The 13,522-nt window shown below is 67.4% G+C and carries 15 protein-coding genes; 7 read left to right on the top strand and 8 right to left on the bottom strand.

Features of this window, described 5'->3' with window-relative positions; genetic code table 11:
• Positions 1-289: 289 nt before the first annotated feature.
• Positions 290-475, bottom strand: a complete 186-nt coding sequence (locus AC50YC_RS10285; protein WP_494953439.1) for a hypothetical protein — start codon at positions 473-475, stop codon at positions 290-292.
• A gap of 286 nt (positions 476-761) precedes the next feature.
• Here AC50YC_RS10285 and purS point away from each other — a divergent pair, with 286 nt between their 5' ends.
• The 3 genes from purS to purL are packed head-to-tail and all read left to right on the top strand — an operon-like array spanning position 762 to position 4,121.
• Complete coding sequence (gene purS, locus AC50YC_RS10280) at positions 762-1,013, top strand: phosphoribosylformylglycinamidine synthase subunit PurS (protein ID WP_011690410.1); 252 nt, start codon at positions 762-764, stop codon at positions 1,011-1,013.
• Position 1,014: 1 nt separating this feature from the next.
• Positions 1,015-1,785, top strand: coding sequence for a phosphoribosylformylglycinamidine synthase subunit PurQ (purQ, locus tag AC50YC_RS10275; RefSeq protein ID WP_494953438.1), 771 nt, complete (start codon positions 1,015-1,017; stop codon positions 1,783-1,785).
• Complete coding sequence (gene purL, locus AC50YC_RS10270) at positions 1,782-4,121, top strand: phosphoribosylformylglycinamidine synthase subunit PurL (RefSeq protein WP_494953437.1); 2,340 nt, start codon at positions 1,782-1,784, stop codon at positions 4,119-4,121. The genes purQ and purL overlap by 4 nt, the downstream gene beginning before the upstream one ends.
• A gap of 97 nt (positions 4,122-4,218) precedes the next feature.
• Here purL and AC50YC_RS10265 read toward each other — a convergent pair whose 3' ends face one another.
• From AC50YC_RS10265 to AC50YC_RS10235, 7 genes are all read right to left on the bottom strand, one after another.
• Complete coding sequence (locus AC50YC_RS10265; RefSeq protein WP_494953436.1) at positions 4,219-5,160, bottom strand: hypothetical protein; 942 nt, start codon at positions 5,158-5,160, stop codon at positions 4,219-4,221.
• A gap of 150 nt (positions 5,161-5,310) precedes the next feature.
• Entirely contained in the window at positions 5,311-5,604 is a 294-nt protein-coding gene (locus tag AC50YC_RS10260) for a DUF503 domain-containing protein (protein WP_494953435.1), read from the bottom strand.
• Between the two features lie 75 nt (positions 5,605-5,679).
• Entirely contained in the window at positions 5,680-5,997 is a 318-nt protein-coding gene (locus AC50YC_RS10255; RefSeq protein WP_494953434.1) for a putative quinol monooxygenase, read from the bottom strand.
• A 130-nt stretch (positions 5,998-6,127) separates the two neighbouring features.
• Complete coding sequence (locus AC50YC_RS10250) at positions 6,128-6,730, bottom strand: hypothetical protein (RefSeq protein WP_494953433.1); 603 nt, start codon at positions 6,728-6,730, stop codon at positions 6,128-6,130.
• Between the two features lie 13 nt (positions 6,731-6,743).
• A complete protein-coding gene (locus tag AC50YC_RS10245; protein WP_494953432.1) occupies positions 6,744-7,289 on the bottom strand; it encodes a DUF1990 domain-containing protein in 546 nt (181 codons plus the stop codon).
• The gene (locus AC50YC_RS10240; RefSeq protein WP_494953431.1) at positions 7,286-7,696 is read right to left on the bottom strand and encodes an MmcQ/YjbR family DNA-binding protein; all 411 of its coding nucleotides are present in this window, start codon (positions 7,694-7,696) and stop codon (positions 7,286-7,288) included. The genes AC50YC_RS10245 and AC50YC_RS10240 overlap by 4 nt, the downstream gene beginning before the upstream one ends.
• 89 nt (positions 7,697-7,785) lie before the next feature.
• Positions 7,786-8,211 carry a CoA-binding protein gene (locus AC50YC_RS10235; RefSeq protein WP_494953430.1) on the bottom strand — a complete coding sequence of 142 codons (426 nt, stop codon included), beginning with the start codon at positions 8,209-8,211 and terminating at the stop codon, positions 7,786-7,788.
• Positions 8,212-8,602: 391 nt separating this feature from the next.
• Here AC50YC_RS10235 and AC50YC_RS10230 point away from each other — a divergent pair, with 391 nt between their 5' ends.
• From AC50YC_RS10230 to acs, 4 genes are all read left to right on the top strand, one after another.
• Positions 8,603-9,457, top strand: coding sequence for an ABC transporter ATP-binding protein (locus AC50YC_RS10230; protein WP_494953429.1), 855 nt, complete (start codon positions 8,603-8,605; stop codon positions 9,455-9,457).
• Positions 9,458-9,594: 137 nt separating this feature from the next.
• A complete protein-coding gene (locus tag AC50YC_RS10225; protein ID WP_494953428.1) occupies positions 9,595-10,638 on the top strand; it encodes an aliphatic sulfonate ABC transporter substrate-binding protein in 1,044 nt (347 codons plus the stop codon).
• On the top strand, positions 10,638-11,549 hold the full coding sequence (locus tag AC50YC_RS10220; RefSeq protein ID WP_494953427.1) for an ABC transporter permease: 912 nt from the start codon (positions 10,638-10,640) through the stop codon (positions 11,547-11,549). The genes AC50YC_RS10225 and AC50YC_RS10220 overlap by 1 nt, the downstream gene beginning before the upstream one ends.
• On the top strand, positions 11,525-13,519 hold the full coding sequence (acs, locus tag AC50YC_RS10215; RefSeq protein WP_494953426.1) for an acetate--CoA ligase: 1,995 nt from the start codon (positions 11,525-11,527) through the stop codon (positions 13,517-13,519). Before AC50YC_RS10220 ends, acs begins: the two co-directional genes overlap by 25 nt.
• Positions 13,520-13,522: the final 3 nt, after the last annotated feature.

The raw sequence follows: 13,522 nt of genomic DNA, 5'->3' as shown, positions 1-13,522 counted from the left end.
CTTTCCTGGTGATTTCACGTGTGGTTGAACCTTTCATAAGGAACGGTCCCGACGTTGCTGCCGGGTCAAAGGACTGGCGGGACAGAAAGAGCTGAGACTCTCACGGCCCCGACGGATACCAGCCGATTCATACAGTACAGACTGAGAGCCAGATATGACATAGGCCACAAAGAGGAAAAACAAAATTTGTCAACCAAATCGACAATACCCAGCGGACGGCGGCGCCGGAAAGGCGCGGACGGCCCGCTCGGGTGGGCCGATCTGGCGCGAATCAGGGCGCCCCCGCCTGCTACTGGCGGGGAGTTCTCACCACTTCACTGATCCAAGCGCGGGTTTTTTCATCCAGGGGCCCGGCCACATTGCTTTCCCGGGCTTTGCGGTCCGCCTTGATCTTCTGCAGGACCATCCGGCCCAGGCCGGCGAAAACAGCGGCAGCAACGACGGGTAGGACCAGGGACTTCGATTTCTCAGACATGCGCACATCCTACTGACGCCTCACCGGGGTGACCATAGATCGGTGCAGGCCACGCCGGGCCACCGGGCCCCTCGCCAGGCGGGTCCTCGGCCGGCTTTCCCGGCCGCCGGGCGGGCCTCGTTCACACTCCCCGCCCCGAATGCGGCCGCACGCGTCGCGGCCGGTAGAATGGGGATGCAAGCTCGCGGAGCGCCCTTTCACGTTGTCCTCACCACACAGCGGATCGGCGTGAGACGGCACCACTCCGCTGCGCCCTTACCCAATGCTCACGCACAGGAGTTGCCGGATGCCCCGGATCGTTGTCGACGTCATGCCCAAGCCCGAGATTCTCGACCCGCAGGGGAAGGCCATCGTGGGTGCACTCCCCCGCCTGGGCTTCACCGCGTTTAGCTCTGTCCGTCAGGGCAAGCGCTTTGAACTCACGGTCGATGGCGAGGTGACGGAGGAGATCCTGGCCCAGGCCAGGAACGCCGCCGAGACCCTGCTGTCCAACCCGGTCATCGAGGACGTCGTCAACGTCGAGGTCGTCGAGGCCTGAGATGACTGAACTTCCCCTGATCGGCGAGGCCGTCGCCGTCGCTGCTGACGCTCCTGGTGCTAGCAGGCTCGCCGGTGCAAAAATCGGCGTCGTCACCTTCCCCGGCACCCTGGACGACCGCGACGCCGTCCGCGCGGTCCGCCTGGCCGGCGCCACCGCGGTGCCCCTCTGGCACGCAGACACCACCCTCGGTGACGTTGACGCCGTCGTGATTCCCGGCGGGTTCTCCTACGGCGATTACCTGCGGGCCGGCGCCATCTCACGGTTCGCGCCGCTGATGGCCAAGATCATCGACGCCGCCAACTCGGACGCCCGGCTGCCCGTTCTGGGCATCTGCAACGGCTTCCAGATCCTCACCGAATCGCACCTTTTGCCCGGCTCGATGATCAAGAACGATGGCCTGCTGTTCATGTGCCGCGACCAGATCCTGCGTGTGGAGAACAACACCACCGCCTGGACCCGGGACTACGCCGCCGGCCAGGAAATCACGGTGCCGCTGAAGAACCAGGACGGCCAGTACATCGCGGACGAGAAGACCCTGGATGCCCTGGAGGCTGAGGGCCGGGTCGTGTTCCGCTATGTCGGCTTCAACCCGAACGGCTCCCGCCGCGACATCGCCGGCATCTCCAACGCCGCAGGCAACGTGGTGGGCCTCATGCCGCACCCGGAGCACGCTGTGGAGGCCGGTTTCGGCCCCGAAAACGGCTCCGGCACCGAGGGCCTCGGCTTCTTCACCTCTGTACTGAACAAGATCGTGGGAGACAACAAATGACGGAGACGTCGACTGGCCGGACGGCGGGCACCGCCACCGAGACCAAGAAGTTCAACATCGACACCGTCGAGAACGCGGCCAAGACCCCGGACGTCGAACTCCCCTGGGCCGAGCTGGGCCTGAAGCAGAACGAGTTCGACGAGGTCGTCAAGGTCCTGGGCCGCCGCCCGACCGGCGCCGAACTGGCCATGTACTCCGTGATGTGGAGCGAGCACTGCTCCTACAAATCCTCGAAGAACCACCTGCGCCAGTTCGGCGACAAGGTCACCGACGAGATGAAGAAGGACATGCTGGTGGGCATCGGCGAAAACGCCGGTGTCACGAACCTGGGCGACGGCTGGGCCGTGACGTTCAAGATCGAGTCCCACAACTCGCCGTCGTTCGTGGAGCCGTACCAGGGTGCCGCGACCGGCATCGGCGGCATTGTCCGCGACATCATTTCCATGGGCGCCCGCCCGGTGGCTGTGATGGATCCGCTGCGTTTTGGCGCCATTGACCACCCGGACACGGCCCGCGTGATGCACGGTGCCGTGGCCGGCATCGGCGGCTACGGGAACTCCCTGGGCCTGCCGAACATCGGCGGCGAAATGGTCTTCGACTCGGTGTACCAGGGCAACCCGCTGGTCAACGCCCTCGCCGTCGGCGTCATGCGGCACGAGGACATCCGGCTCGCCAACGCGTCCGGCAAGGGCAACAAGGTGGTGCTCTTCGGCGCCCGCACCGGCGGCGACGGCATCGGCGGCGCCTCCGTGCTGGCCTCGGAGTCCTTCGACGACACCAAGCCGTCCAAGCGCCCCGCGGTCCAGGTCGGCGACCCCTTCGCCGAGAAGGTTCTGATCGAATGTTGCCTCGAGCTGTTCAAGGGTTCCCTGGTTGAGGGCATCCAGGACCTCGGCGCCGCCGGCATTTCCTGCGCGACGTCCGAGCTCGCCTCCAACGGCGACGGCGGCATGGAAGTGGAGCTGACCTCGGTCCTGCTCCGCGACCCGACCCTGACCCCGGGCGAAATCCTGATGTCCGAGTCGCAGGAACGCATGATGGCCGTGGTCACCCCGGAGAACGTTGCCGCGTTCGAAGCGGTCATGGACAAGTGGGCCGTGGAGTACTCCTGGCTGGGCGAGGTGACGGATACCGGCCGCCTGATCATCACGTGGGAAGGCGTGGTCATCGTCGACGTCGACCCGCGCACCGTGGCCCACGACGGTCCAGTCTACGACCGCCCCTACGCCCGCCCCGAGTGGCAGGACGCCGTGCAGGCCGATGCCTTCACCGGGTCGGTGCAGGATGCCGGCCGGCCAGCCGCCCCCGCGGGACTGGCCGCCGCCATCACCGAACTCGTCGCCTCACCGAACATGTGCGACAAGTCCTGGATCACCAACCAGTACGACCGCTACGTCGGCGGCAACACCGCCATGGCGTTCCCGGACGACGCCGGTGTGGTCCGGGTGGACGAGGAAACCGGCCTGGGCGTGGCCCTGGCCACCGACGCCAACGGCCGCTACACCTACCTCGATCCGTACCACGGCGCGCAGCTGGCGCTGGCCGAGGCGTACCGCAACGTGGCCACCTCCGGTGCCGTGCCGATGGCGGTCAGCGACTGCCTGAACTTCGGCTCCCCCGAAGACCCCGATGTGATGTGGCAGCTGGCCGAAGCCATCCGCGGCCTGTCGGACGCCTGCATGGTGCTGGGCATCCCGGTCACGGGCGGCAACGTCTCGCTGTACAACCAGACCGGCTCTGTCCCGATCCACCCCTCTCCCGTGGTGGCGGTGCTCGGCAAGTTCGACGACGTCGCCCGCCGCACACCGTCGGGCTGGAAGGAAGACGGCCAGGCCATCTACCTGCTCGGCACGACGGCAGCGGAACTGGACGGCTCGGAATGGTCCAACATGCGCGGACACCTCGGCGGACTTCCGCCCAAGGTTGACCTAGCCGCCGAACGCGCCCTGGGCGAAATCCTGATCAACGCCTCCCGCGACGGCATGGTGGACTCGGCGCACGACCTCTCCGAGGGCGGCCTCGCTGCGGCCCTGGTGGAGTCCTCGCTGCGCTACGGCGTGGGTGCCCGGATCGCGCTCCAGGACGTCCTGGACCGCGACGGCGTGGACCTGTTCACGGCGCTGTTCTCCGAGACGCAGGGCCGCGCGATCGTGTCCGTGCCCCGCTCCGAGGAGATCCGGTTCAAGGACATGTGCACCGCCCGGAGCTTCCCGCACCTCCGGATCGGCGTCGTGGACGCTGAGGGTGGCACGCTGGAGATCACCGGCGTCGAGACCATGAACCTCGAGTCGCTCCGCGAAGCCCACGAGGCGACCCTGCCGAAGTACTTCGGCTAAACCCCACCCACGCGCCCGCGGTCGCCACCTCCATCGACTGCTCCGCACCTGCCCTTTTGAACCCTCAGAACGGCAGTTACGGAGCAGTCGATGGGGTTTAACGGGCCGGACGCCAGCCGGCCTGGACCAGCGCGGCCCGGACCTTGGCTACGGCTGCTTTGGCGTCATTGGGCATATGCCGGTTGGAGATCCTGACCTCGGTCCAGCCCAGGGCCGTGTACCGCTCGGATCGGGCGATGTCCCGGACAATCTGTCGCTCTTCACCGTGTTGCTCGCCCTCGTATTCGATGCCGATCCTGTATTTCCGATAGGACAAATCGGGTTCGTGGTGCCGCGTCCCTCCCTCGTCGATGATCGGGACGTTCACTTCTGGTTCCGGAAGACCGCCCCGGACAATGGCAAGCCTCAGCAGGGACTCCTGCGGCGAATCCGAGCCCATCCGTATGAGTTTGATGGCCTCCCGTGCCTTGCGAATTCCACGCTTTCCTTTGTGGCGGTCGATCATCCGCTGCAGATCCCCGATGCTGCATAGCGGCATGTCCCTGCCCTCGAACTCAAGCCGGGGGACGCGGACGCAGCTGTCTCCGGCCACCACAAGTTCGTCCACGGTCAGCATTTCGGCGAGATCCAGCCAGGTTCGTTCCGGTGTGGTGAGGGGAATCCCGTCCAGCAGCATGATCTCGTCGTCGTAAAGCTTCATCCGGTGAACAATGACATGCGGCCGGTTGAGATGGGCAGCACCCTCGGGCCTGATCACGTGGTACATCGGCGGTCCCTCCTTTTGACGCCGCGCCGGAAGCGAACCAAGCTCCGCCGCGGTGAGGTGCGACGCGGCGCATCGCTCATTGACCTCAATGAAAGGCCGCACTTTCACGCTCAACGGAAGCCCCGGCGTCGGGTTCTGGGCACGAATTCCCCTCCCCAGCGCTGCGAGGGAGCGGTGGCGGAGCCGCTTGGGTGACACTCCGGCCTCTGCGGCTTCCACAACGGTGAAGGGGCGCCCCTGGAAATCGTCCGGCAGCGGGCGTGCGGTTTTCATGGCTTCATGAGACCAGAACCGCGGGGACGCCGCAGAAGTTATCCACACCACCCAATCCGCTGCTCCATAAGTGCCGTTATGAAGCCTCATAAGGGCGCCTACGGAGCAATCGATGGGTTCTGGAGGCGCAGGGTGGGTCGCTGCGCGGGCTCAGTCGTCGCTGCGGAGTTCGCGCTGGCGGGCGCTGAGTAGTTCCAGTTCCGGGCGGGCCGCTACGAAGCGTTCGACGGCGGCCAGCACCTCTACGAGGTGCGCCCGGTCCGCCGCGACCAGTCCGACGCCGATCACGGTGCGGCGGTACTGCTCGTGCAGCCCGGCCTCGGTCACGGAGACGTCGAAGCGGCGCTTGAGCTCGGCGAGCACCGGGCGCACGACAGAGCGCTTCTCCTTCAGGCTGTGGACGTCGCCGAGGAGGACATCGAATTCAATCCAGCCAATCCACATGGACTAATCGTAGCGAGTGCTCCGTAACTGCCGTTTGGGACGCCAAAAGGGCGGTTACGGAGCAACCGACGCGGGTCAGATGGTGAGTTCGCCCATCCGGTCCCAGCCCTCGCCGTCGAACTGGCGGCTGATGATCTGCGGCGTTTCCCGCAGGGCCTGGGGCATGTCCGCCATGGCCTGCTTGAAGTGTGCGCTGTTGACGTGGTCCCCGGCGGCGTCGTCCTTGAAGGCCTCGACCAGGACGAATTCGTTGGGGTCCTCCACGCTGCGGGACCAGTCGAACCAGAGATTGCCCGGTTCCCGGCGGGTGGCCTGGGTGAAATCCTTAACGAGGCCGAGCCAGCGGTCGGACCAGTCAGGCTCGACCTTGAATTTAACGACGATGAAAATCACGGGAACTTCCTTTCGTGGGGCGGGACGGTGTTCCATTCTTGCAACAGGACACCGCGGGGTCACATCCGGCCCCTTCCGGGGGCTTTAAGGGGCAGGAGTTGAGCCCGCGCAGCAGGTGACAGAGTGCGGCTCAGCAGGCCTGGATCGCCTCGCGGGCCAGTTCCTGCTGCCGCGGGGTGCCGACGCGTTGCGCCCACTGCCCGGCGAGCTGGAACTCCGCCATCGCCTCGGTGCAACGCCCGGCGTAGTGCAGCGTCCAGCCCAGGTTGTTGTGCAGGGCCACGAGCCACTGCTTGGTCCGCTCGTCGTGCACGGTGGACGCGTATTCCAGGGCGCTGCGGGTCCAGGTTTCGGCGTGGGCTGAATCCGCGATGGCGAGCATGTGCAGCGCGTCCACAGCCAGGAATTCCTCGCCCAGATGGTCCGCGAGTTCCGCGGCTTGTTCCAAGAGCGGCACGGCCATCTCCGCGTGGCCGCTGGAGCTCAGCACCCGGCCGCGTTCCAGGAGCACGCGGACGGCCACGGTGGGCTCGTCGCCGTCGACCGCGTCCAGCAGCGCGTCGGCTTCCTCGAACCGGCCCTGCAGACCGATGGCGCGGCCCAGCTGGGTGGTCAGCTCCGCGCGCTCGTCGGCGTCAAAGGACGGGTCGGCCGCCGCTGCCCGGAAGCGGGCTTCGGAGGCCTGCGGATCCTCAAAATTCCATAGTTCATCAAGGGTGGTTTGGTTCAGCATTGCCTGCTCCTGATCAGCTCTCACCTGCGGCCAGTTGACGTGCACTGTCAATGTATCGGGAAGTGATGAGTCTTTGGGCGGCGCTGGCCGCGAACCCGCCGGCAGCGTAGAACCAGTTGGAGTGCCTGCTGAAGGCGGTGATGGTGAAGGTCACGGCGCCGGCGGCGTCGATGGCGACTTCAAACGCCTCCTCGCCGCGTTCCGGATGACCAGGGAGTGTGCCGTAGCCGAACCCTGCCGACTGCGCCGTATTTCCGGGGGCTGGTCGGCGGACCCACACGACCTCGCACGGCGCCTTGATCCTGAAGGGTCCGATGCCGAATCCGCTGACAATCCGGGAGCCTGACTCCACCGACCCGGTTTCGGTCCGGACCCGCAGCCGGGACAGGCGCTGGATCTGCCAGTCGAGGATCCCGTCAGCAACACGGCGGTAGGTGTCGTACCCCTCGCCCAGGTGGACGCGGGCCTGGGACCGCTCGAAGCCCTCCGGCGACCGGCCCTCGCTGGTAAGGCCGATGCCGGGATAGTTCAGTTCGCCCCGGGCGATCCGGGCGTTCATGCCCGGCCGCCGCCGGCCAGCCGGGCCCAGCCCAGCTGCTCCTGCTGGCGGCGGCTCAGTGAGGCCACCACGAGGTCGTAGGAATCCTCCACCATGTCCCGCACCATCGCATCGGGCAGGGACCCGTCCAGGCGCACACCGTTCCAGTGCCTCTTGTTCATGTGCCACGCCCCGGTGATTTCCGGGTGCGCGGCGCGCAGCTGTTCGGCCAGGGCGGGCTCGCACTTCAGGCTGACGGAGAAATCCGCCGCCGCCAGGGCGGAGAGGGCGAACATCTTGGCGCCGTCGCGGGCACCGCCTGACACCGCGGCCCGGACCTTGAAGACCGACGTCTCCGGGCCAAACGGGAAGTCCTCGAAGGCGCCGGGAAAGCCCAGGCAGATTCCCCGGAGTGCAGCAGCATCCATGCCCTGAGCCTACTGGCCGGCCCGGACATTGTGCACGGACTGCTGAAGCGACCCGGCACAGGGACCCTCCTGCTCCGGCAGGCGACCGGTCAGAGGCCGAAGCGCCTGGCGTCCTGCGCCGGGCAGGCGTTCATGATGACGTCGAGCCCGGCGGCTTTCGCCCGCGCCGCGGCTGCTTCGTCAATGACACCCAGCTGCATCCAGACGGCCCTGGCGCCGACGGCGATCGCCTGATCCACCACGGCCCCCACCTTGTGGGAATTCACAAAGCAGTCGACGACGTCGATCGGCTGCTTCTCGGCGGGGATGTCGGCGAGGGCGGCGTAGCCGGTTTCCCCGTGCACGGGATCGGCGGGCAGGTTCACCGGGATGATCTCCATCCCGAGCCGGTCCCGGATGAACAGGGACGTGTCATAGGCGGCACGCCACTGATTCTTGGACAACCCGACAATGGCCCACCGCCCCTTGGTGCGCATGAGCGTTTCGAGGACTGCCGGATCGTTGACGTGGGCCATGAGCACAGCCTAACCGCCACAGTGCCGGCGGGGCGGCAAGGACCCCGCACGTCCTGGCGGGCAACCGCCGGCACGTACAGGGCACGGGGCCGGCCGTTGACCGTTGCGAACAATCGACCGGCGCACCGGCCGCGGGCAGGGCCGCACCGAATATTACGCAGGAAAACCAGCCCCATTTGGGAAAAAGCGCCGATTCCGTTTTAGTTAGAAACGACCATCCCGAGCGGCCGAGAGACCTGGATCGATGAAGCCGCAGCAACCCTGGTCGCCGTTATCCTTCCCTGGATGCCGGCGATAGCAAGGTATGGAGCCAAGGGAACCACCGGACTAACCACCCGGTACGAAGGCTCATTCCGTAGGGTGCTACTGCCAGGACCGATGGAGTATCCCTATGACTGCTGTCCTGTCCTCCCCCGCGCTTGAGACGTCCCTGGACGCCCCCGCCGGAGCCGCCACCCGCACCCCGGCCCTGCCGGTTGCCTTCCGTTCGCTGCGGCGGACCTTCGGCACCGGCCACGAGGCCCACACCGTCCTGCGCGACGTTGATTTCGAGATCCGCGCCGGGGAGGTCCTGGCCATCCTCGGCACCTCCGGCTGCGGCAAGTCCACGCTGCTCCGCGCCACCGCCGGACTCGACTCCCCCACCGCCGGCAGCGTCGACATCGACGGCACACCCGTCCAGGGCATCGACTCCCGCTGCGCCTTCGCCTTCCAGGAACCGCGCCTTCTGCCGTGGCACACCCTGCAGGCCAATATCGCGATCGGCCTGCCCACCGGCATCAGCGCCCGGGACGGCAAGGCGAAGGTGGCACGGCTGCTCGAACTCGTGGGCCTCACGGACTTCGCCAAGCACCGCCCCCGGGAAATTTCCGGCGGCATGGCCCAGCGCGCCTCACTGGCCCGTGCCCTCGCCCGCAACCCCGGCGTCCTGCTCCTCGATGAACCGTTCGGCGCGCTCGACGCGCTCACCCGGATCAAGATGCAGGACCTGCTGCTGGACATCCACCGTGCCGAGCCCACCACGGTGCTGCTGGTGACCCACGACGTCGACGAAGCCCTCCAGCTTGCCGACCGCATCATCGTGCTGGGCAGGGAAACCGACCCCGCTGAAACTTCCGCGGCGCCTGGCGCGACGATCGTCCGCACAGTGACTGTCCCCGGCGAGCGCCCCCGGAACCGCGGTTCGGTGGAACTCGCCCGGCTGCGGGCCTCGCTCCTGGAGACTCTCGGCGTCGACGCCCACTAGCCGCGGCACCGCCCGGGTCACCCTCGAAGCCCCCCGCCGGGCATGCCGCAGCCGCCGCTGCGTGCGCCCGCCTGCACCACCCTCATCACGCCTGTTCGCCTTTCGCTTCACTTCCCGTTATCCCTCAGAGGAGCCCCATGTCATTCGCCCGCAAAGCTACCCGCCGGACCGTCATCGGTGCCGCCGCCGTCTCCGCCGCCCTCGTCCTCACGGGCTGCGTCGCAGGAGAAGGTTCCGGCGGGGCCCCCGCGGCGAACGCCGCCGTCGAGAGCGGCACGCTCAACATCGACTTCGCCACTTACAACCCGCTGAGCCTGGTCATCAAGGAGAAGGGCTGGCTTGAGGCCTCCCTCAAGGACCAGGGCGTCACCGTCAACTGGGTCCAGTCCGCCGGGTCCAACAAGGCCAACGAGGCGCTGCGCTCGGGCGCGATCGACGTCGGTTCCACCGCCGGATCCGCCGCGCTGCTGGCCCGCGCCAACGGTTCCCCGATCAAGACGATCGACATCTACTCCCAGCCGGAATGGGCGGCCCTGGTGGCGAAGGAGTCCTCGGGCATTACCACCGTCGCTGACCTCAAGGGCAAGTCCGTGGCCGCGACCAAGGGCACCGACCCGTACTTCTTCCTGCTGCAGTCACTCTCCGAAGCCGGGATCTCCGCCAAGGACGTCACGGTGCAGAACCTGCAGCACGCGGACGGCCGTGCCGCGCTGGAAAACGGATCGGTGGATGCCTGGTCCGGGCTGGACCCGATCATGGCCGGCGCTGAGCAGAAGGGCGCCAAACTCTTCTACCGAAACCTTTCGTTCAACACCTACGGCTTCCTGAACGCCACGGAATCCTTCCTGGAGGCCAAGCCGCAGCAGGCGCAGGCCGTCGTCAATGCCTACGAGAAGGCACGCGCCTGGGCCGCCGCCAATCCGGACGAGACGGCCCGGATCCTCGCCGAGGTCGCCGGGCTGGACCTCGCCGTCGCGAAGACCGTGGTGCTGGAGCGCAGCAACCTGGACGTGGACCCGGCACCGGGCGAGGCCCAGCGCACTGTGCTGGCGAAGATCGGCCCCACGTTCGTGGAGACCGGCGACGTCGCCAGCCAGCAGCAGATCGACGACGCCGTCGCGTCCCTTCTTGATGACTCGCTGGTGAAGAAGGCGGACGCGTCCGCCATCAAGGATTCCTGATGACACAGCTCAGTAATCAGGCCGTCACCGGCACAAATGTTGCGGACGGGCGCGCTGCAGCCGTCCCCGCAACTCCAGCAGACGCCGCCCAGCCGGGCCCGACCCTCACGGGTGCGGGCGGCCCCCCGGCGAACGGATGGTCCCCCGCCGGGATCCTGGCCAGCGGCTGGGCGCGTCTGCTCCTTGGATTGATCATTCCCGCTGCGGTGCTGGCCGCCTGGCAGCTGTCCACGGCTGCCGGGGTGTTCAGCGTGGTCCAGCTCCCGCCGCCGGCCATGGTGCTGGAGGCCGGACTCGACCTCCTGCAGCGCGGGCAGCTCGGCCAGCACATCGCGATCTCCACCCAGCGTGTGCTGATTGGTTTCGCCGCCGGCGCGGCCCTTGGCCTCGTGTTCGGATCCCTGGTGGGCCTGTCGAAGTTCGCGGACGCCCTGCTCGCACCGACCATCGGCGCGCTTCGTGCCGTCCCGTCGCTGGCGTGGGTGCCGCTGCTGATTTTGTGGATGAGGATCGGCGAGGACTCCAAGATCACCCTGATCCTCATCGGCGCCTTCTTCCCCGTCTTCACCACCGTTTCCCTGGCGCTGCGCCATGTGGACCGGAACCTGGTGGAAGCAGCGCGCGCCTTTGGACTCAGGGGTGTGAAACTGCTGACCACCGTCCAGCTTCCGGCCGTGGTTCCGGCCGTGTTCTCCGGGCTCCGGCTGGCGCTGGCCCAAGCCTGGCTGTTCCTCGTCGCCGCCGAACTGATCGCCTCCTCGATGGGGCTCGGCTTCCTGCTCACGGATTCGCAGAACAACGGCCGCACGGACCGGCTGCTGCTGGCAATCGTGCTGCTCGCCGTCATCGGAAAAATCACCGACGCCTTGCTGGGCCTTGCCGAGAAATGGGCGGTGAAACGATGGGCGTAAGCACGCAAACAGCCCCCGCCAGTCACCCTGTGACGGAGGACGAGCGCCTCTCCTTCTGGGAGGAAGCGGCCCTCCGGCTCGACTGGGAGGACGTGCCCGGGCAGGACAAGCCGTGGCGCACCACCCACCGCCGGGTACCGGCAGACGTCGACGCCGGCACCGGGCCGGATATCACCTGGTTCGAAGGCGGCAGGCTCAACGTCGCCTACAACTGCGTCGACCGCCATGTAGCGGCGGGACGCGGGGACAAGGTGGCCCTGCACTTCGAGGGCGAGCCCGGCGACCGCCGCACCATCACCTACGCCGAGCTGCAACGCGAGGTTTCGCGGGCCGCCAACGCCCTGCTGGGCCTCGGCATCAGCAAGGGCGACCGGGTGGTCATCTACCTCCCGGTCATCCCGGAAACCGTGATCATTACCCTGGCCGTGGCCCGCATCGGCGCCATCCACTCGCTCGTCTTCGGCGGTTTCTCCGCGGAGGCGCTCAAGTTCCGGGTGGAGGACACGGGCGCCAAGCTGCTCGTCACCACCGACGGGCAGTTCCGCCGCGGCGTCGCCGTGCCGGTCAAGGACAACGCGGACGCGGCCGTCGCCGGGGACAACGCGATTGAGCATGTCCTGGTGGTCAACCGCACCACCGCACCGGAGATCCTGGACACCGTTCCGATGACCGGAGGCCGCGACGTGTGGTGGCATGACGCCGTCGGGCAGGCCTCCGCAGACCACACGCCGGAAGCGTTCGACGCCGAAACGCCGCTGTTCATCATGTACACCTCCGGCACCACCGGAAAGCCCAAGGGCCTGGTCCACACCTCCGGCGGCTACCTCACGCAGGCGTCCTGGAGCTTCGAGCACCTCTTCAGCAACCCGGATCCGGCCCTGCGCGACGGCGATGTCCACTGGTGCACGGCCGACCTCGCCTGGGTCACGGCCCACACCTACGAGCTGTACGGCCCGCTCTCCAACGGCGCCACGCAGGTAATCTTCGAGGGCACCCCCAACACCCCGCACCCGGGCCGGCACTTCGAAATCATTGAACGCTACGGCGTCACGCAGTACTACACCGCGCCCACCCTGGTCCGCTCGCTGATGGGCTGGTTCCCGGACGGCGTTCCGGCCAGCTACGACCTCTCCTCCATCCGGCTGCTCGGCACGGTCGGCGAAGCCGTCAACCCCGAGGCGTGGCGCTGGTTCCGGGAGAACGTCGGGGCCGGCACAGCCCCCGTGGTGGACACCTGGTGGCAGTCCGAAACCGGCGCCACCATCCTCTCCCCCGCCCCGACCGACACCGCGTTCAAGCCCGGCTGCGCAGCCCGGCCGCTGCCCGGCGTCAGCACCCGGATCGTGGACGACGCCGGCAACACCGTCCCGCCGGGCGTCCAGGGCTTCATCGTGGTGGACGCCCCCGGCCCCGCCATCGCCCGGACCGTGTGGGGCAACCCGCAGCGCTACTTCGACTCGTACTGGCGCCAGTATGCCGAACAGGGCTGGTTCCTTGCCGGTGACGGCGCCAAGTACGACGACGACGGCGACATCTGGATCCTCGGGCGGGTGGATGACACCCTCAACGTCTCCGGGCACCTGCTCTCCACGATCGAGATCGAATCTGCCCTCGTCTCGCACCCGGACGTCGTGGAGGCCGGCGTCTGCCCGGTCGCGGACCCAAAGACCGGCCACGCCATCGTCGCGTTCGTGGTCCTTCGGGAATCGGCGGCAGCCAAGAACATCGCGGCCGAACTGAAGGCACATGTCGCGAAGGAGATCGGGCCCATCGCTAAGCCGCGCGACGTCGTCGTGGTTGCCGATGTGCCGAAGACCCGCAGCGGCAAGATCATGCGCCGGCTCCTGACCCAGCTGTTCGAAGGAACCACGCTCGGCGACACGACCTCGCTGCAGAACGAACCGACGATCGCCGGCATCCAGACCGTCCTGCGTGAACGCAATGACACACCCGAAATACCCCAGAAGTAAAGG

Source organism: Pseudarthrobacter sp. MDT1-56, from assembly GCF_059383555.1.
Note: the sequence above shows the minus strand (reverse complement) of the source record. Positions and strands in the feature narration are given on the sequence as shown.

Bases quoted from the DNA above. Each gene is read 5' to 3' on its own strand.
- AC50YC_RS10285 (WP_494953439.1), bottom strand. From the start codon at position 475: ATGTCTGAGAAATCGAAGTCCCTGGTCCTACCCGTCGTTGCTGCCGCT.
- purS (WP_011690410.1), top strand. From the start codon at position 762: ATGCCCCGGATCGTTGTCGACGTCATGCCCAAGCCCGAGATTCTCGAC.
- purQ (WP_494953438.1), top strand. From the start codon at position 1,015: ATGACTGAACTTCCCCTGATCGGCGAGGCCGTCGCCGTCGCTGCTGAC.
- purL (WP_494953437.1), top strand. From the start codon at position 1,782: ATGACGGAGACGTCGACTGGCCGGACGGCGGGCACCGCCACCGAGACC.
- AC50YC_RS10265 (WP_494953436.1), bottom strand. From the start codon at position 5,160: ATGAAAACCGCACGCCCGCTGCCGGACGATTTCCAGGGGCGCCCCTTC.
- AC50YC_RS10260 (WP_494953435.1), bottom strand. From the start codon at position 5,604: ATGTGGATTGGCTGGATTGAATTCGATGTCCTCCTCGGCGACGTCCAC.
- AC50YC_RS10250 (WP_494953433.1), bottom strand. From the start codon at position 6,730: ATGCTGAACCAAACCACCCTTGATGAACTATGGAATTTTGAGGATCCG.
- AC50YC_RS10245 (WP_494953432.1), bottom strand. From the start codon at position 7,289: ATGAACGCCCGGATCGCCCGGGGCGAACTGAACTATCCCGGCATCGGC.
- AC50YC_RS10240 (WP_494953431.1), bottom strand. From the start codon at position 7,696: ATGGATGCTGCTGCACTCCGGGGAATCTGCCTGGGCTTTCCCGGCGCC.
- AC50YC_RS10235 (WP_494953430.1), bottom strand. From the start codon at position 8,211: ATGGCCCACGTCAACGATCCGGCAGTCCTCGAAACGCTCATGCGCACC.
- AC50YC_RS10230 (WP_494953429.1), top strand. From the start codon at position 8,603: ATGACTGCTGTCCTGTCCTCCCCCGCGCTTGAGACGTCCCTGGACGCC.
- AC50YC_RS10225 (WP_494953428.1), top strand. From the start codon at position 9,595: ATGTCATTCGCCCGCAAAGCTACCCGCCGGACCGTCATCGGTGCCGCC.
- AC50YC_RS10220 (WP_494953427.1), top strand. From the start codon at position 10,638: ATGACACAGCTCAGTAATCAGGCCGTCACCGGCACAAATGTTGCGGAC.
- acs (WP_494953426.1), top strand. From the start codon at position 11,525: ATGGGCGGTGAAACGATGGGCGTAAGCACGCAAACAGCCCCCGCCAGT.